The sequence below is a fragment of the Pseudomonas sp. NBRC 111124 genome, from assembly GCF_001320245.1.
Lineage (GTDB): Bacteria > Pseudomonadota > Gammaproteobacteria > Pseudomonadales > Pseudomonadaceae > Aquipseudomonas.
Genome location: NZ_BCBA01000012.1, coordinates 1 through 16,311, shown reverse-complemented (window position 1 = coordinate 16,311; position 16,311 = coordinate 1). Strand labels below are relative to the sequence as shown.

At 64.4% G+C, this 16,311-nt stretch carries 16 protein-coding genes; 12 read left to right on the top strand and 4 right to left on the bottom strand.

Translation table 11 applies throughout. From position 1 onward, the window contains the following. Positions 1-49: 49 nt before the first annotated feature. The 10 genes from sfnG to APH28_RS05740 all read left to right on the top strand — a co-directional run bounded on the left by sfnG (position 50) and on the right by APH28_RS05740 (position 11,693). The gene (gene sfnG / locus APH28_RS05785; RefSeq protein WP_060508022.1) at positions 50-1,144 is read left to right on the top strand and encodes a dimethylsulfone monooxygenase SfnG; all 1,095 of its coding nucleotides are present in this window, start codon (positions 50-52) and stop codon (positions 1,142-1,144) included. A 167-nt stretch (positions 1,145-1,311) separates the two neighbouring features. Next, positions 1,312-1,911 (top strand): DUF2491 family protein, encoded by a 600-nt coding sequence (locus tag APH28_RS05780; protein WP_060508021.1) that lies wholly within the window; start codon positions 1,312-1,314, stop codon positions 1,909-1,911. Between the two features lie 12 nt (positions 1,912-1,923). After that, positions 1,924-2,349, top strand: a complete 426-nt coding sequence (locus APH28_RS05775) for a DUF350 domain-containing protein (protein ID WP_060508020.1) — start codon at positions 1,924-1,926, stop codon at positions 2,347-2,349. Between the two features lie 16 nt (positions 2,350-2,365). Further along, positions 2,366-3,100 (top strand): DUF1190 domain-containing protein, encoded by a 735-nt coding sequence (locus APH28_RS05770; RefSeq protein ID WP_060508019.1) that lies wholly within the window; start codon positions 2,366-2,368, stop codon positions 3,098-3,100. A gap of 2 nt (positions 3,101-3,102) precedes the next feature. Further along, positions 3,103-4,260 (top strand): glutathionylspermidine synthase family protein, encoded by a 1,158-nt coding sequence (locus APH28_RS05765; protein ID WP_060508018.1) that lies wholly within the window; start codon positions 3,103-3,105, stop codon positions 4,258-4,260. A gap of 333 nt (positions 4,261-4,593) precedes the next feature. Then, positions 4,594-5,076 (top strand): formate dehydrogenase subunit gamma, encoded by a 483-nt coding sequence (locus APH28_RS05760; RefSeq protein ID WP_060508017.1) that lies wholly within the window; start codon positions 4,594-4,596, stop codon positions 5,074-5,076. Next, positions 5,070-6,629, top strand: a complete 1,560-nt coding sequence (locus APH28_RS05755) for an NADH-quinone oxidoreductase subunit NuoF (protein ID WP_060508016.1) — start codon at positions 5,070-5,072, stop codon at positions 6,627-6,629. Before APH28_RS05760 ends, APH28_RS05755 begins: the two co-directional genes overlap by 7 nt. Next, positions 6,626-9,496, top strand: coding sequence for a formate dehydrogenase subunit alpha (fdhF, locus tag APH28_RS05750; protein ID WP_060508015.1), 2,871 nt, complete (start codon positions 6,626-6,628; stop codon positions 9,494-9,496). Before APH28_RS05755 ends, fdhF begins: the two co-directional genes overlap by 4 nt. Beyond that, complete coding sequence (locus APH28_RS05745; RefSeq protein ID WP_060508014.1) at positions 9,493-9,696, top strand: formate dehydrogenase subunit delta; 204 nt, start codon at positions 9,493-9,495, stop codon at positions 9,694-9,696. Before fdhF ends, APH28_RS05745 begins: the two co-directional genes overlap by 4 nt. A gap of 191 nt (positions 9,697-9,887) precedes the next feature. Continuing rightward, on the top strand, positions 9,888-11,693 hold the full coding sequence (locus APH28_RS05740; protein WP_060508013.1) for an ABC transporter ATP-binding protein/permease: 1,806 nt from the start codon (positions 9,888-9,890) through the stop codon (positions 11,691-11,693). Between the two features lie 63 nt (positions 11,694-11,756). On the opposite strand, the gene APH28_RS05735 is transcribed toward APH28_RS05740, so the two are convergent. Beyond that, entirely contained in the window at positions 11,757-12,461 is a 705-nt protein-coding gene (locus APH28_RS05735; RefSeq protein WP_060508012.1) for an SOS response-associated peptidase family protein, read from the bottom strand. 102 nt (positions 12,462-12,563) lie between these two features. Between APH28_RS05735 and APH28_RS05730 the strand changes: the two genes are divergently transcribed. After that, positions 12,564-12,992: a LexA family transcriptional regulator gene (locus APH28_RS05730; RefSeq protein WP_060508011.1), complete on the top strand. Its 429-nt coding sequence runs from the start codon at positions 12,564-12,566 to the stop codon at positions 12,990-12,992. Here the strand turns inward: APH28_RS05730 and APH28_RS05725 are convergent. Then, positions 12,989-14,191, bottom strand: coding sequence for an MFS transporter (locus APH28_RS05725; RefSeq protein ID WP_060508010.1), 1,203 nt, complete (start codon positions 14,189-14,191; stop codon positions 12,989-12,991). The two genes, APH28_RS05730 and APH28_RS05725, sit on opposite strands and share 4 nt — an antisense overlap. 137 nt (positions 14,192-14,328) lie before the next feature. Between APH28_RS05725 and umuC the strand changes: the two genes are divergently transcribed. After that, positions 14,329-15,603 carry a Y-family DNA polymerase gene (umuC, locus tag APH28_RS05720; protein WP_060508009.1) on the top strand — a complete coding sequence of 425 codons (1,275 nt, stop codon included), beginning with the start codon at positions 14,329-14,331 and terminating at the stop codon, positions 15,601-15,603. Positions 15,604-15,607: 4 nt separating this feature from the next. Here the strand turns inward: umuC and APH28_RS05715 are convergent, their stop codons facing one another. Together APH28_RS05715 and APH28_RS05710 are read right to left on the bottom strand one after the other, a co-directional pair. Next, a complete protein-coding gene (locus APH28_RS05715) occupies positions 15,608-15,826 on the bottom strand; it encodes a hypothetical protein (RefSeq protein WP_060508008.1) in 219 nt (72 codons plus the stop codon). An 11-nt stretch (positions 15,827-15,837) separates the two neighbouring features. Next, complete coding sequence (locus APH28_RS05710; RefSeq protein WP_060508007.1) at positions 15,838-16,152, bottom strand: DNA-binding transcriptional regulator; 315 nt, start codon at positions 16,150-16,152, stop codon at positions 15,838-15,840. Positions 16,153-16,311 lie beyond the last annotated feature (159 nt).

Sequence of the window (16,311 nt, the reverse complement as noted above, 5' to 3'; positions counted from 1 at the left end):
TGCTGCTCCGTTCCCTGGACTCTCTCAAGTCCTGCCAAGGAGCACCCGCATGAGCCAGCAACCGATCAAATTCGCCTATTGGGTTCCCAATGTCAGTGGCGGCCTGGTAGTCAGCACCATCGAGCAGCGCACCAGCTGGGACATCGGCTACAACCGCAAGCTGGCGCAGATCGCCGAGCAGGCCGGTTTCGACTATGCCCTGTCGCAAATCCGCTTCACCGCAGGCTACGGCGCGGACAACCAGCACGAATCGGTCACCATCAGCCATGCGTTGCTGGCAGCCACCGAAAAGCTCAAGGTCATCGCCGCCATTCTGCCTGGCCCTTGGAACCCGGCGCTGGCGGCCAAGCAACTGGCGAGCATCGACCACTTCACCAATGGCCGTGTCGCTATCAACGTGGTGTCGGGCTGGTTCAAGGGGGAGTTCCACGCGATTGGTGAGCCTTGGCTGGACCATGACGAACGCTATCGCCGCTCCGAGGAGTTCATCCGTGCCCTCAAGGGCATCTGGACTGAAGACAACTTCACTTTCAACGGCGATTTCTATCGCTTTCGCAACTACAACCTCAAGCCCAAGCCGTTGCAGCAGCCGCACCCGGAAATCTTCCAGGGCGGCAGTTCGCGGGCGGCGCGGGACATGGCGGCGCGGGTGTCGGACTGGTACTTCACCAATGGCAATACGGTTGAAGGGATCAAGGCGCAGGTCGATGACATCCGTGCCAAGGCCGCTGCCAACGGGCATTCGGTAAAGATCGGGGTGAATGCCTTCATCATTGCCCGCGATACCGAGGAACAGGCGCGGGCGGTGTTGCAGGAGATCATCGACAAGGCCAACCCCGAGGCGGTGAAGGCTTTCGGGCACGAAGTGAAGCATGCCGGCTCCGCCAGCCCGGAGGGCGAAGGCAACTGGGCCAAGTCCAGCTTCGAGGACTTGGTGCAGTACAACGATGGTTTCAAAACCAACCTGATCGGCACGCCACGGCAGATCGCCGAACGCATCGTGGCGTTGAAGGCGGTGGGTGTGGACCTGATTCTGTCCGGGTTCCTGCATTTCCAGGAGGAAGTGGCGTACTTCGGGGAGCATGTGTTGCCGTTGGTGAGGGAGCTGGAGGCTGGTAAGGCAGAGGTGCAGGCTGTGGCTTGAACTGCGCAACACGCTGGGTTCATCGCCGGCAAAACCGGCGATGAAGTCGGAAGTAACATCACATTTCCAGCGACAAGAATGCTCACACCGTCAGTATTGGCCTAGGTGATTAAACCCGTTAAGGTGTCGCCCCCAGCAAGGAACGCCGCGACCCCAGGGAGTAGTCGATGTCGCTTTTCAATCGGGCCAGCCCGCCTTTCGGCCTGCGCAATGGCAGTATTTTCACGCCTGCCCAAACGCTTGAACCATTGCTTGACGGTTACTCTGAACTCCAGCTCCCAGGCTCGGAAGTGGTGTGGGCCTGCGGCGAAGTCGACCTTGGCCAGTCAGTACACTTGCTGCGTTACTACCTGGACAACGAAGATTACTGGCTGCAAGTGCTGATGCGCGGCAGCCAGGCGGGCGATATCGTGCTGTTCGGCTACCACAGCGCCATTGCCGTGCGTGACGAGGCGCACCGGCAGTACCTGGTCGGCTGCCTGTCCAAGGTCGGCCTGCCGATCTACACCCATGATGGCTGCCTCTACTCCCGCCAATGGGGCCAGGCCCAGGGGCAGGCTGAACTGGTCCAGTTCCATGAGCAGGTGGTCAGCCCGAAAGCCCGCTATGGCGTCCAGCACCTGTCGATGCTTTATGCCCGCGACACGGGCCTGCCCGACCGTCGCGAATTCCTGCTGTTTTCCCTCGAGGAAGATGAGCACGGCGCGCTCACCTTTACCACCTCGCTGGGTGTCACCCTGTTCCCCACGGACTTCAACGTAACCTGACAAGGATTCACCATGCTCGACGCGCTTCGCCTGTCACTCAATGCTTCGGCAGTGACCGGTTTCATCCTCTATATCAGTGTGGCGCTGCTGCTGTTCTGGCTGTTCCAGTTCATCTATACGCGCATTACGCCCCACCGCGAGTTTTCGCTGATCCGCGAGAACAATCCGGCGGCGGCCATCGCCTTGGGTGGCTCGCTGATCGGTTTCTCGCTGCCAGCCAGCAACATCATCGCCTACAGCGTGAGCATTCTCGATTTCGTCGCCTGGGTGGTGATCGCGGCCGTGGTGCAGTTGCTCGCCTTTGGCATCACCAGCCTGGTGCTGCGCGACCTGTCCAGGCGCATCGCCAAGGGTGAAGTGGCTGCGGCCATCTACGCGGCCAGCGTGGCAATCAGCGTGGGCTTCCTCAACTCGGCCTGCATGACCCCAGCGGCCTGACGAGCAAGGAGCCCCCATGAAGCCCCCTATTCGACGCAGCTCCGTCAAGCTGGTGCTGGCCGGTTCGCTGCCGCTGGCGCTGACCGCTTGCGGCCCGCAGGAAGAGCTGTACACGGTCACCCAGCAAAGCAATTACGACAGCGTAGCCGCCTGCGTCGCCGACAAGGTGCCGGAAACCGCCTGCAACGATGCCTTCAAACGGGCGCTGGCGGATTACCAGCGCAATGCGCCGACCTTTTTCACCCAGGCGGAGTGCGAGGCGCAGTTCACCCCGGACGGTTGCCAGATTACCGTTGCTGGCCGCTACATGCCGCGCATGAGTGGCTTCGAGCTGCAGACCAGCGCTGAGGTGACGCAGTCTCAGCTCGACGCGGGTTATGCCCAGGGCGGTGGCTACGGCCATGTGGCCACCGCCGCCGTGGCCGGTATGCTGCTCGCGCAGCTGGGCAATAGCGCTGGCCGTCACTACAACGCGCAACCGTTGTATGCCTACCGCGACGGTGCCGGCCAGCGGCACGGCTTGCTTGGCCAGCGCTACGGTGCCACCGGTGGCGGCATTCAGCGCGTGAAGCAGGACGAAGAGAGCAGCAGCTCTTCAAGTGGCGGAGGCGGTGGCGGCAGCTACGGCGGCTCGAGCCGCAACGAGTCGCGTTCGGCGACTTCGGCCACGGTCACGCGCGGTGGCTTTGGCGGCCAGGCCACTGCGCGCAGCGGTTGGGGCGGCCGGTCCGGCAGTTTCTTCGGGGGGTAGGCATGCGCAAGGTCGAACTGGCGGAGCGTCCCGACTGGCGCACGACGGCCCTGCGCGAGGGCTTTGCTTTTCACACGATCGACGGTGAGCGTTACTGGGACGAACGTGGGTACTACCAGTTCAGCGAGGCGCAGGTGATGCATGACCTGCACGCCCCGACCGCAGAGCTGCACGCGATGTGCCTGGACGCGGTCGGGCGCATCGTCGAAAGTGAGGCACTGATGGCGCGCCTGGCGATCCCGCCAGCCTTCTTCGATCTGGTGCGTCGTTCATGGCTGGAAGGCCAGGCGCACCTCTACGGGCGCTTCGACTTCAGCTATGACGGCAACGGCCCGGCGAAGTTGATCGAGGCCAACTACGACACGCCCACCTCGCTGTATGAAGCCGCGGCGTTCCAGCTGATCTGGCTGGAAGAGCAGATCGAGCGCGGCGTTCTCCCCGCCGAGGCTAGCCAGTTCAATACCCTGGCCGAAGACCTGGTGCAGGCATTTGCCACAATGCCGGGGCATGGCGAGTTCCATTTTTCGACTATCTCCGGTTCGCTGGAGGACCGCGGCACCACCGACTTCCTACGCAAGATGGCCGAGCATGCGGGCATCCGCACCCGGCACATCGACCTGGAGGACATTGGCCTGGACGGCGAGGGCCGCTTCGTTGACCTGCAGGGGCGGGCGATTACGCGGCTGTTCAAACTGCATGCCTGGGAGCACATCTTCCACGAGGATTTCGGCCAGGCGATTGCCGGGTGCGACACGCAGTTTGTCGAACCGCCCTGGAAGGCGTTGATTTCCAACAAAGGCATTCTGCCGTTGCTCTGGGAGTGGCATGAGGGCCATCCGAACCTGCTGCCGGCCGTTGTCGACCACAGCCCGCAGTTACCGGTGCCCAAAGGCTGGGTACGCAAGCCCTATTTCTCGCGGGAGGGGGCCAACGTGGACATCCGCACCGCCGAGGGGGAGCGGGTTTTCGAGGACGGGCCGTACGATGATGCGCCCTACATCCTGCAAGGGTTTGCGCCGCTGCCGAGGTTTGGTGACAGCTATACCCTGATCGGCTCGTGGGTAGTGGGAGGCAAGGCGTCGGGGATCGGCATCCGTGAGGATGATTCGTTGATCACCAAGGACAGCTCGCGGTTCTTGCCCCATGTGGTGATCGGCTGAAGGGCCTTTCGCGGGGCGAGCCCGCTCCTACAGGTGTGCACAAACCGCAATACCTGTAGGAGCGGGCTTGCCCCGCGAAAGGGCCGGCAACCCCACCACGAATCCCAGGTCGGTTTCAGGATGCGCCTGGTCGCTCGCACGCAACCTCCTGGCGCCATAAGTGCCATGCTTGCAGGATGCCCATGAGTCCAGTGCGCGCAGACGCACGGCCATCGGCAAGGAGGCCTCCGTGCCCACGCCACCGTGACGTGGCCGGTGTGCCGCAGCAGAACACGCCGGATACCTGCCCTTCACAACAATTCAGGCAGGGTCCGTGATGCCGAGGTCCGCTGAATGCCTGATGAACTGCTTCACCTGCCTGTTATCCAGAGCATCCTGAGCCGTGAAAAGGACACACCCGGCGCGCTGTTGCCGATCCTTCACGCCATTCAGGAAGCCATCGGCTTCATCCCCGAAGCCGCCGTCCCTGAAATCGCCCATGCCCTGAACCTCAGCCTCGCCGAGGTACGCGGGGTGACCAGCTTCTACCACGACTTCCGTACCACACCCCCGGCCCGTCACACCCTGCGCTTGTGCCGCGCCGAGTCGTGCCAGAGCCGGGGGAGTGAGGCCCTGGCCGCGCAGTTGCGCGAACAGCTGGCGCTGGATGACCACGGCACCAGCGCCGACGGCGCCATCAGCCTGCGTCCGGTTTACTGCCTGGGCGCCTGCGCCTGTTCGCCGGCGCTGGAGCTGGATGGCCAAGTGCATGCCCGGCTCACCCCCGAGCGCCTGCGGACGCTGGTGAACGGTTGTCTGGAGGGCGAAACATGCTGAGGCTGTTCATTCCCTGTGATTCAGTGGCCCGCGCAGTCGGTGCCGATCAGGTCGCCGATGCGATCAAAGCCGAGGCCGAGCGCCGCCAGCTGCCTATCGATATTCAACGCACCAGCTCACGCGGCCTTTACTGGCTGGAGCCGCTGGTGGAATGTGAAAGCGCGCAAGGGCGTCAAGGCTTCGGCCCGGTCAGCCTGGCAGACGTACCGTCGCTGCTCGACGCTCTGGTCGGTGAACCTGGCGGTCATTCGCTGGCGCTGGGCCCGGTTGAAGAAATCGCCTACCTGAAAACCCAGCAACGCCTGCTGTTCGCCCGCGCCGGCATCACCCGGCCATTGTCGCTGGACGACTACCGTGCCCACGGCGGTTTCAGGAGCCTGGAAAAGGCGGTGGCGATGGACGGCGCCGCCGTGGTTGCTACCGTGCTCGATTCCGGCCTGCGCGGCCGAGGCGGCGCGGCGTTCCCGGCTGGCATCAAGTGGCGCACCGTGCGCGAGGCTAGTGCAGGGCAGAAGTATGTGGTGTGCAACGCCGACGAAGGCGACTCCGGCACTTTTGCCGACCGCATGCTGATGGAGGGCGACCCCTTCCTGCTGATCGAAGGCATGACCATCGCCGGCCTGGCTGTCGGGGCCGACAAGGGCTACATCTATGTGCGCTCGGAGTACCCCGATGCCATTCGTGTGCTCAACCAGGCATTGGTCATCGCCCGTGATGCCGGTTACCTGGGCAGCGACGTGGTTGGCAGCGGCCAGGCCTTTGACCTGGAGGTACGGGTGGGGGCGGGTGCCTATATCTGCGGCGAAGAAACCGCGCTGCTCGAATCCATCGAAGGCAAGCGCGGCATCGTCCGCGCCAAGCCGCCGCTGCCTGCGCTCGAAGGCCTGTTCGGCCTGCCGACACTGGTGCACAACGTGCTCACCCTGGCTTCGGTGCCGACCATCCTCGCCGAAGGGGCGGCGTTCTACCGCGATTTCGGCATGGGCCGCTCGCTGGGCACCATGCCGTTCCAGCTGGCCGGCAACATCCGCCACGGCGGACTGGTGGAACGCGCCTTCGGCCTGACGCTGCGCGAGCTGGTGGAAGACTACGGCGGCGGCACTGCCAGTGGCCGCCCGCTCAAGGCCGCCCAAGTTGGCGGCCCGCTCGGCGCCTGGGTGCCGCCCAGCCACTTCGATACCCCACTGGACTACGAGGCCTTCGCCGCCATGGGCGCCATGCTCGGCCACGGCGGCGTAGTCGTGGCCGACGATACCCTCAACATGGCCAGCATGGCGCGTTTCGCCCTGCAGTTCTGCGCCGAGGAATCCTGTGGCAAATGCACCCCGTGCCGGATCGGCTCGACCCGCGGCATGGAGGTGGTCGACCGGCTGATCGCGACCAGCGACTTCAGTGAACGGCATGACCAGGCCCTGCTGCTGCGCGACCTGTGCGACACCCTGCAGTACGGCTCGCTGTGCGCCATGGGTGGCATGACCGCCTACCCGGTGGCCAGCGCGCTCAAGTACTTCCCCGCCGATTTCGGGCTGACCACCACGGAGGCCGCACAGTGATCAACTATTTCGATCCCGAGACCGACTTGGGCACGCCTGCCCGCAACAGCGACGTGCAGGTCAGCCTGAACATCGACGGCCGCAGCGTCAGCGTACCGGCCGGCACCTCGGTGATGCGCGCCGCCGCCATGCTCGGTACCAGCATCCCCAAACTGTGCGCCACCGACAGCCTCGAAGCCTTTGGCTCGTGCCGCATGTGCATGGTGGAAATCGACGGTATGCGTGGCTACCCGGCCTCGTGCACCACCCCGGTCAGCGAAGGCATGGTGGTGCGCACGCAAACCCCGCGCCTGGCCGACCTGCGCCGCAACGTGATGGAGCTGTACATTTCCGACCACCCGCTGGATTGCCTGACCTGCTCGGCCAACGGCAACTGCGAGCTGCAGACCGTTGCCGGCCAGGTCGGCCTACGCGAGGTGCGCTACGGCTATGGCGGCGCCAACCACCTGGCCGAAAAGAAGGACACCTCCAACCCATATTTCGACTACGAGCCCAGCAAGTGCATCGTCTGCAGCCGCTGCGTGCGTGCCTGCGAAGATATCCAGGGCACCTTCGCTTTGACCATCACCGGGCGCGGTTTCGATTCGCGGGTGGCGGCGGCCGGCGGCGACAACTTCCTCGCCTCTGAATGCGTGTCGTGCGGCGCCTGCGTGCAGGCCTGCCCGACGGCGACCCTCACCGAGAAGAGCCTGGTCCAGCTCGGCCAGCCCGAGCGTGCAGTGATCACCACCTGCGCCTACTGCGGCGTTGGCTGCTCGTTCCGCGCCGAGATGAAGGGCGACCAGCTGGTGCGCATGGTCCCGGACAAGAACGGCGGCGCCAACCACGGCCACGCCTGCGTCAAGGGCCGCTTCGCCTGGGGCTATGCCACCCACCCTGACCGCATCACCAAGCCGATGATCCGCAAGCGTCTGGAAGACCCGTGGCAGGAAGTCAGCTGGGACGAGGCGGTCACCTATGCCGCCAGTGAGTTCCGCCGCATCCAGCTCAAGTACGGGCGCGATTCCATTGGCGGCATCACCTCCAGCCGCTGCACCAACGAGGAAGCCTACCTGGTGCAGAAACTGGTGCGCACGGCGTTCGGCAACAACAACGTCGACACCTGCGCACGGGTTTGCCATTCGCCGACCGGCTATGGCCTGAAGCAGACCCTCGGTGAGTCGGCCGGCACCCAGAGCTTCGACTCGGTGATGCAGGCCGACGTGATTTTGGTGATCGGCGCCAACCCCACCGACGCCCACCCGGTGTTCGGTTCGCAGCTCAAGCGCCGCCTGCGCCAGGGCGCACGGCTGATCGTCATCGACCCACGGCGCATCGACCTGGTCGACTCGCCCCACGCCCGTGCCGAACTGCACCTGCAGCTGCGCCCGGGTACCAACGTGGCCATGCTCAACGCCCTGGCCCATGTGATCGTCAGCGAGGGCCTGCTGGCCCAGCGCTTCATCGACGCCCGTTGCGAGACCGAGGCCTTCGCCCGCTGGCGCGATTTCGTCAGCCTGCCGGAAAACGCCCCGGAAATCCTGGGCCCGGTATGTGGCGTGCCTGCCGAGCAGATCCGCGCCGCCGCCCGGCTGTATGCCACCGGCGGCAATGCGGCCATCTACTACGGCCTGGGGGTGACCGAGCACAGCCAGGGCAGTACTGCGGTGATGGGCATCGCCAACCTGGCCATGGCCACCGGCAACATTGGCCGTGAAGGGGTAGGGGTGAACCCGCTGCGCGGGCAGAACAACGTGCAGGGCTCCTGTGACATGGGCTCGTTCCCCCACGAGCTGCCCGGCTACCGGCACATTTCCAACGAAGGCGTGCGCGCCGAGTTCGAGCAGGCCTGGGGCGTGACCCTGCAGCCCGACCCGGGGCTGCGCATCCCCAACATGTTCGAGGCGGCGCTGGACGGCAGCTTCAAGGCGCTGTACTGCCAGGGCGAGGACATCGCCCAGAGCGACCCCAACACCCAGCACGTCACCGCCGCCCTGCGGGCGATGGAGTGCGTGGTGGTGCAGGACATCTTCCTCAACGAGACGGCCAAGTTCGCCCACGTGTTCCTGCCGGGCAGCTCGTTCCTCGAGAAGGACGGCACCTTCACCAACGCCGAGCGGCGCATCTCGCGGGTACGCAAGGTCATGGAACCGCTTGCAGGCAAGGCCGACTGGGAGGCGACAGTGGCCCTGGCCAATGCCCTGGGCTACCCGATGAACTACCGCCATCCGTCCGAGATCATGGACGAGATCGCCCGCCTGACACCGAGCTTCCACCGCGTCAGCTATGCCGAGATCGACCGCCACGGCAGCCTGCAATGGCCGTGCAACGAGGCCGCCCCGGACGGTACCCCGACCATGCACATCGACCAGTTCGTGCGCGGCAAGGGGCGCTTCATGCTGACCGGTTATGTGCCCACCGACGAGAAGGTCAACAGCCGTTTCCCGCTGCTGCTGACCACCGGGCGTATTCTTAGCCAGTACAACGTCGGCGCCCAGACCCGGCGCACCGGCAACACCGCCTGGCACGATGCCGACCGGCTGGAGATCCACCCCAGCGACGCTGAAAGCCGTGGTATTCGCGACGGCGACTGGGTCGGTATCGGCAGCCGCGCAGGGCAGACCGTGCTGCGTGCCAAGGTCAGTGCGCGAGTGGCCCCGGGGGTGGTGTACACCACGTTCCACTTCCCCGAGTCCGGCGCCAACGTGATCACCACCGACAACTCCGACTGGGCCACCAACTGCCCGGAATACAAGGTGACGGCGGTGGAGGTGGTGAAGGTGTTCCACCCGTCGGAATGGCAGAAGCGTTATCAGGACTTCAGTGATGAACAGCGGCGCCTGCTCAAGGAGCGCCGCACTGCGGAAAAAGCCGAGGTGCGCCGATGAGCAGCGACAACCTGGTCAAGATGGCCAATCAGATCGCCCACTATTTCGACAGCGAGCCAAACCGGGCGCAGGCGGTGCAGGGCGTGAGGCAGCATTTGAACAGCTTCTGGACCCCGGCGATGCGCCGGCAACTGGGGGAGTGGATTGCCGAGCATGGTCAGGACGGGTTGGATGCCAAGGTGGTGGAGGCCCTGGCTTAGCGCTTGCCTGTTGCGGCCCTTTCGCGGGACAAGCCCGCTCCTACGCAGGTCTCAAGGCCTGTCGTGGGCCTGTAGGAGCGGGCTTGTCCCGCGAAAGGGCCAGTACCGAAAAATGAAATGTCCGTCATTTATGCAAGACGAATCCCAGCGCAATGCTACGCTCGCGGAAACTCTCGTCACGGATATTTCCTATGGACATGAACTGGCACCAGGCCTTGCAAGAGAGCCTGAGCTGGCTTGCAATCGCCTCGTTCATCACCCTCATCGGCTTCACCGCCGCTGCCTTCCTGGCCGTGCGCTACACGCGCTGGGGCAGCCAGTTCTGGCAGTTGGCGGGGCCTTACTTCACCTTCCGGCGCAGCTGGCGCCCGCTGCTGGTGTTCGGCCTGCTGCTGGTGCTGACGCTGTTCTCGGTGCGCCTGAACGTGCTGTTCTCGTTCTGGTACAACGGGTTCTACAGCGCCCTGCAGGCGCTCGACCAGACGGCCTTCTGGTACCTGCTGGGGGTGTTCGCGGTGCTGGCCACCATCCATGTGCTGCGTTCGCTGTTCACCTTCTACGTGACCCAGGCGTTCAGCATTCAGTGGCGGGTGTGGCTGACCGAGCGCCTGACCGGCGACTGGATGAAAGGCGATGCTTATTACCGCGGTCGCTTCCTCGCCGAGCCGGTGGACAACCCCGACCAGCGTATCGAACTGGACGTCAGCGCGTTCGTCACCAATTCGGTGTCGCTGGCCCTGGGTGCGGTCAGCGCGCTGGTTTCGCTGGTGGCCTTTACCGGCATCCTCTGGGGCCTGTCGGCGCCGCTGACGGTGGCGGGGTACGAGATACCCCGGGCGATGGTGTTTGCAGTGTATGTCTATGTGCTGATCGCCACCTGGATTGCGTTCCGCCTCGGCCAGCCGTTGATCCGCCTGAACTTCCTCAACGAAAAACTCACGGCGAACTTCCGTTATGCGCTGATGCGCCTGCGCGAGAATGCCGAGAACATCGCCTTCTACCAGGGCGCGCCAGTCGAACGGGCTACCTTGCTCGGGCGCTTCGGTGCACTGATCGTCAACGTCTGGGCGCTGGTGTTCCGGAACCTGAAGTTCAGCGGCTTCAACCTCGGTGTCAGCCAGGTGGCGGTGGTGTTCCCGTTCATCCTTCAGGCGCCGCGTTTCTTCAGCGGGGCGATCAAGCTCGGCGACGTGATGCAGACCTCACAGGCATTCGGCCAGGTGCAGGATTCGCTGTCGTTCTTCCGTGAGTCCTACGACACCTTCGCCCAGTACCGCGCCACCCTCGACCGTTTGACCGGCTTCCTCGATGCCAACGACCAGGCCAGCGCGCTGCCACGGGTGCAGACCGAAAACCAGCCACGAGCCCTGGATATCATTGGCCTGCAGGTGCTGCGCCCGGACGGGCATGCGCTGATTGCCGACCTCGACCTGCGCTTGCACGGCGGCCAGGCGCTGCTGATCAAAGGGCCGTCGGGCAGTGGCAAGACCACCTTGCTGCGCGCCCTGGCGGGCCTGTGGCCGTATGCCGAGGGCGAAGTCCGGCGGCCGTTGGGCACCCAGGCGTTGTTCCTGTCGCAGCGGCCTTACCTGCCGCTGGGCGACCTGCGCACCGCCATTGCCTACCCGGCCGACAGCCAGCCGGAGGATGAAGCGCGCATGCAGGAGGCCCTGCGCGCGGTCAACCTGGCGCACCTGGCCGAGCGGCTGGCAGTGAGTTGCGACTGGTCGAACATTCTCTCGGTCGGCGAGCAGCAGCGCCTGGCGTTTGCCCGGGTCCTGTTCAACCGGCCACAGGTAGTGTTCCTTGACGAATCCACCTCGGCGATGGACGAAGGGCTGGAGCATGCGATGTATGCGTTGCTGCGCAAAGAGATGCCCGAGACCTTGCTGGTGAGCGTGGGGCATCGCAGTACCTTGGCCGACTTCCATACCCACCGGCTGGAAGTGGATGGGCAGGGCGGCTGGTCGCTGCGCCAGCAGGAGGTCTTGGCTTAACCTGCGGCAGGCCGACCTCTTCGCGGGTTTACCTGCCAAGAGGCCGGCACTGGCAACGAAATTTCAGGGCTGATGCTCGGCATCGAGCATCACGATCAGCTCAGCCCCTTCGTTCCTCACATTCCCCACCTCCTTGCCCACCGCAAACCACTCGAACGCCTCCACCGGCAGGCACTGCTCGCGTGCCAGGCGTTCGGCCTCCTCGGCAGGTACCTCCGGGTCAATCCAGGCCCGGGCATGCTCCGGGCCCAGCACCAAGGGCCGGCGGTCATGGATATCGACCATTCCTGCATCGCTGGCGGCGGTGATGATCACGAAGCCATCCCCCTCGTTCGGCTCCAGCCCTGCATGCACCTCGGCCAGCGCCGCCATGAACATCGGTGCCTGGCTTTTCAGGCGGATGAAATAGGGTTGTTTGCGCTTGGGGTCCTGCGGGTCGGCCACCCACTCGTACCAGCCGTCGGCCATCACCAAGGCCCGCCCTTGCGGCCAGAGGGCCTTGAAGAACTTGCCGGTGGTCACCGTCTCGATCCGCGCGTTGATCGGCGCCGGCCGTTTGCCCGTGGCCCAGAACGGCGCCCAGCCCCAATGGCAGGGGTCGATACGCAGGCCATCGGTGGCGTGGTGCAGGATCAGCACACGGCTGCCGGGGGCGACGTTGTAGCGACCGATCGGCACGTTGTCGTAGCCGCTGATCACGTGCTGTTCAGCGTCCAGTTCACGCAGGTAGTCGGCCAGGCCCTGGTACTGGGCGAAGCGTCCGCACATGGCATGTACCCCCACTTGTCGAAATATCCTACGGCGAAATTGACCGGATACTCGCTACGTCGTTTACTGTATATGCATACAGTTTAATATCAAGGCCGTCTCATGACTTCCATCCTGGGTCCTATCACCGGCGGCAATGTTGCCGTGCCGCGCTATCTGTTCCGCATCCCGGCGGGCTTTCCGTCGCCAGCCGCCGACCACATGGAGCAGCCTATCTCGCTGGATGAGTTGCTCAACCTGCGCGCGCCGCACATCTATCTGGTCAGGATAGACGGCGACAGCATGCAAGGTGCCGGTATCTTCGATGGCGACCTGGTGCTGGTCGACCGCTCGATCGAGGCGCGCCATGGCCATATCGTGATTGCCGCGGTCAACGGCGAGCCGTTGTGCAAGCGGCTGCAGCACGTCGCCGGGCAAGTGCTGCTGCGCTCGGAAAACCCACGCTATGCGCCACGCTACATCATGGAGGGGGACGACTTCATGATCTGGGGTGTGGTGACCTTCAGTGTGCGCAGCCATGACCCGGCCTAGCGCAGCAGTTTCACCCCGACGAGGGTGGCACCGGCAAAGCCCGCCCCGACCAGGAAGGTCGCCTGGAACCCGGCGCCATCCCACAGCAGCCCGGCCACCACGCTGGCGACCAGCAGCGCCACCCCAGTCAGCAAGTTGAACAGGCCGAATGCCGTGCCACGCAGGTTGGCCGGCGCACTGTCGGCGATCAGCGCGGCAAAGATGCCCTGGGTGAAGCCCAGGTGCAGGCCCCAGGCCGCCACCCCGAGTGCCAGCCCGGCCCAGCCTGGCAGCAGGGCCAGCAACAGGTCGGCGGCGATCAGCAGGCCCAGCCCCATCATCAGCACACCACGGCGGCCCACGCGGTCCGACAGCGCCCCGGCCGGGTAGGCCGACAACGAATAGGCCAGGGCCATGAGCACCAGCACCGCAGGCGCCCACAATGGCGCCAGGCCCATGTCCTGGGCGCGCAGCAGCAGGAACGCCTCGCTGAAACGGGCGAGTGTGAATACCATGGCCAGGCCGATCAACCGCCAATAGGGCGGGCCCAGGCGCGCCAGTTCACGCAGTGCCAGCGGCGAGCGTACCGGCCGCGCGTTGGGCGCCGCCTCGGGTTCGCGAACGAAGGCAACGAGAATGTACACGGCGACGAATGCCGGGATCACCGCCACCCAGAACACCGTCTGGAAATGGCTCGCCGTCAGCCACATCAGCACGATCGCCAGCAACGGGCCGAGAAAAGCCCCCACGGTGTCCAGCGTCTGACGCAGGCCGAACGCCGCGCCACGCAGCTCGGGCGGGGTCACATCGGCCACCAGTGCATCGCGGGGGGCGCCGCGAATGCCCTTGCCAATACGGTCGACGAAGCGCGCCGCGGTCAGCCACTCCAGTCCGGAGGCCATGGGGAACACCGGCTTGGTCAACGCGCCCAGGCCATAGCCCAGCACCGTCAGTAGCTTGCGCTTGCCGAGGCGGTCGCTGAGCGCGCCGGAGAACACCTTGGTGATCGACGCGGTGGCCTCGGCGATGCCTTCGATGAAGCCGACGGCGACCACCGAAGTGCCGAGTACGGTGACCATATACAGCGGCAGCAGGGCGTGGATCATCTCGGAGGAAATGTCCATGAACAGCGACACGAAGCCCAGTGCCCAGACACTGCGGGGGATCTTCGGCACGGCCTTGGCGGTGCTGCCTTGCTCGGTCTTTTCGGCGCTGCGCATTGGGGGCCTCGGCGAGGTTGTCACAGTTCGAAACTGTAGGACTCCGTGGGCAGGATGCAAATCGGATGAGTGGCTGGAGGCATCGGCAGAGCATTGTGATTAACTGTATATAAATACAGTATTGCTGGCGCTGCCCGATGAAACCCACACCCGTTTTTGCCTTGATCGACTGCAACAGTTTCTACGCCAGCTGCGAACGGGTGTTTCGCCCCGACCTGCAGCGCACGCCTATCGTCGTGCTCAGCAACAACGACGGCTGCATCGTCGCTCGCAGTGCCGAGGCCAAGCCGCTGGTGAAGATGGGCCAGCCGTACTTCCAGGTGAAGGACCTGCTGCGTCGGCACGGGGTGGTGGCGTTTTCGTCCAACTATGCGCTGTACGGCGACATGAGCCAGCGGGTGATGACGGTGATCGAAGGCATGGTGCCGGCGCTGGAGGTGTATTCCATCGACGAAGCTTTCGCCGACCTGGCCGGCATGCCTGGTGACCTGGAGCGCCTTGGCCGTGACATCCGCGCCCGGGTGTTCAAGCACACCGGCATTCCGGTGGGGGTCGGTATCGCGGCTACCAAGACGCTGGCCAAGCTGGCCAACCACGCGGCCAAGCGCTGGTCGGTGCAGAGCGGTTGGGTGGTCGATCTGCGTGATCTGAAGACGCGCGAGTGGGTGTTGAAAAAGTGCGATGTGTCGGAAGTCTGGGGCATCGGCAAGCGCCTTACGGCCCATTTGCAGGAGCTGGGCATCCGCACTGCCTGGGACCTGTCCCGCGCCAACCCCGGCCTGCTGCGCAAGACCTTCAGCGTGGTGGTGGAGAAGACCGCCCGTGAACTGGCCGGCACGCCTTGCTTGCAACTGGAAGAGGTCGACCCGCCACGCCAGGAGATCTGCTGCAGCCGCATGTTCGGCCAGCGCCTGACCGAGTTGGCGCCGCTCAAGGAAGCGGTGGCCACCTATGTGATGCGCGCGGCGGAAAAGCTGCGCAAGCAGCGCTCGCTGGCACAGCGGATGCGGGTGAGTATCCGCACCGGCATGTTCAACCCCGACGAGCCGCGCTACGCCAATGGCGTGGTGGTGCAGTTGCCGTATCCTACCGATGACGAACGGCTGCTGACACGCATGGCACTGGAGGCCGTGGAACGGGTGTATCGAGAGGGGTTCCGCTACAGCAAGGCTGAAGTGTTGCTGATGGAACTGTGCCAGCGCGGGGAGGTGACAGACGACCTGTTTGCACCAGCGCAGACCGTGAAGGCCGAGCGGGTGATGCAGGTGATCGACGGCGTCAACGGGCGCTGGGGGCGGGGGACGCTGCGCTGTGCGGCGGTGCCGGCGGCGGCGCAGTGGGCGATGCGCCGGGAGTTGATGAGTGCGGGGTTTACCACGCAGATGGCGCAGTTGTGGCGGATTACCGCTTGATGGCCTAAAGGGCCGTCCACCATGGGCGGGTAAACAGATCATCCTTGCGGCCGCGGTCCGTGCGATAGAAATACAGGCTGACCCGGCCGCCAATCAGGAGGACCGTAAAGATGATCAGCATGAACCAGTCGTCGCCGATCAAGGGGATCAAATAGCTGTGCAAAGCCGCCAGCTCGGTCAGCAGCACGATCAGTCCCATTACAAACTTGTTCAAATTCGACATACAGCCTTCCATTAACGAGCCTGAAGCACCTCACGGAACACATCCGGGCGAGAAGCCGCAATGTGCAGAAGAGACCGGGCTGCCCCTGACGGCATGCGCCGACCTTGCTCCCATTCTTGAAGCGTACGCACCGAGACGCCCAGTAGCTCCGCAAATTTGATTTGGGAGAGTCCAGTTCTGCTCCGAGCTTCCGCTGCTTCGGTCACTTCCACTAGATGCACAGCGCCAAAGCGACCAGCCTTTACATCGCGGATGGATTCCAGCAATTCCTCACCGATGTTGCGAGTGGCATCCCGGAGCATCATTTCTTTTTCAGTCAGGGGCATGATTAAGCTCCTTCGCAATATTGCGCAGCGCGTGCGCGGGAGCATAGTGCATCCCTACGTCTTTGACGTATATATATTGCTTTGCTTGTCTGGGATCAAGACGCGAGAGGCTCTATCGAGGGGCCGATGAGTGGTGGGGTTCAAGATCGCCGGGGCTGC

Excerpts from the sequence above, each read along its gene's own strand:
- sfnG (WP_060508022.1), top strand. The coding sequence starts at position 50 with ATGAGCCAGCAACCGATCAAATTCGCCTATTGGGTTCCCAATGTCAGT.
- APH28_RS05780 (WP_060508021.1), top strand. The coding sequence starts at position 1,312 with ATGTCGCTTTTCAATCGGGCCAGCCCGCCTTTCGGCCTGCGCAATGGC.
- APH28_RS05775 (WP_060508020.1), top strand. The coding sequence starts at position 1,924 with ATGCTCGACGCGCTTCGCCTGTCACTCAATGCTTCGGCAGTGACCGGT.
- APH28_RS05770 (WP_060508019.1), top strand. The coding sequence starts at position 2,366 with ATGAAGCCCCCTATTCGACGCAGCTCCGTCAAGCTGGTGCTGGCCGGT.
- APH28_RS05765 (WP_060508018.1), top strand. The coding sequence starts at position 3,103 with ATGCGCAAGGTCGAACTGGCGGAGCGTCCCGACTGGCGCACGACGGCC.
- APH28_RS05760 (WP_060508017.1), top strand. The coding sequence starts at position 4,594 with ATGCCTGATGAACTGCTTCACCTGCCTGTTATCCAGAGCATCCTGAGC.
- APH28_RS05755 (WP_060508016.1), top strand. The coding sequence starts at position 5,070 with ATGCTGAGGCTGTTCATTCCCTGTGATTCAGTGGCCCGCGCAGTCGGT.
- APH28_RS05745 (WP_060508014.1), top strand. The coding sequence starts at position 9,493 with ATGAGCAGCGACAACCTGGTCAAGATGGCCAATCAGATCGCCCACTAT.
- APH28_RS05740 (WP_060508013.1), top strand. The coding sequence starts at position 9,888 with ATGGACATGAACTGGCACCAGGCCTTGCAAGAGAGCCTGAGCTGGCTT.
- APH28_RS05735 (WP_060508012.1), bottom strand. The coding sequence starts at position 12,461 with ATGTGCGGACGCTTCGCCCAGTACCAGGGCCTGGCCGACTACCTGCGT.
- APH28_RS05730 (WP_060508011.1), top strand. The coding sequence starts at position 12,564 with ATGACTTCCATCCTGGGTCCTATCACCGGCGGCAATGTTGCCGTGCCG.
- APH28_RS05725 (WP_060508010.1), bottom strand. The coding sequence starts at position 14,191 with ATGCGCAGCGCCGAAAAGACCGAGCAAGGCAGCACCGCCAAGGCCGTG.
- umuC (WP_060508009.1), top strand. The coding sequence starts at position 14,329 with ATGAAACCCACACCCGTTTTTGCCTTGATCGACTGCAACAGTTTCTAC.
- APH28_RS05715 (WP_060508008.1), bottom strand. The coding sequence starts at position 15,826 with ATGTCGAATTTGAACAAGTTTGTAATGGGACTGATCGTGCTGCTGACC.
- APH28_RS05710 (WP_060508007.1), bottom strand. The coding sequence starts at position 16,152 with ATGCCCCTGACTGAAAAAGAAATGATGCTCCGGGATGCCACTCGCAAC.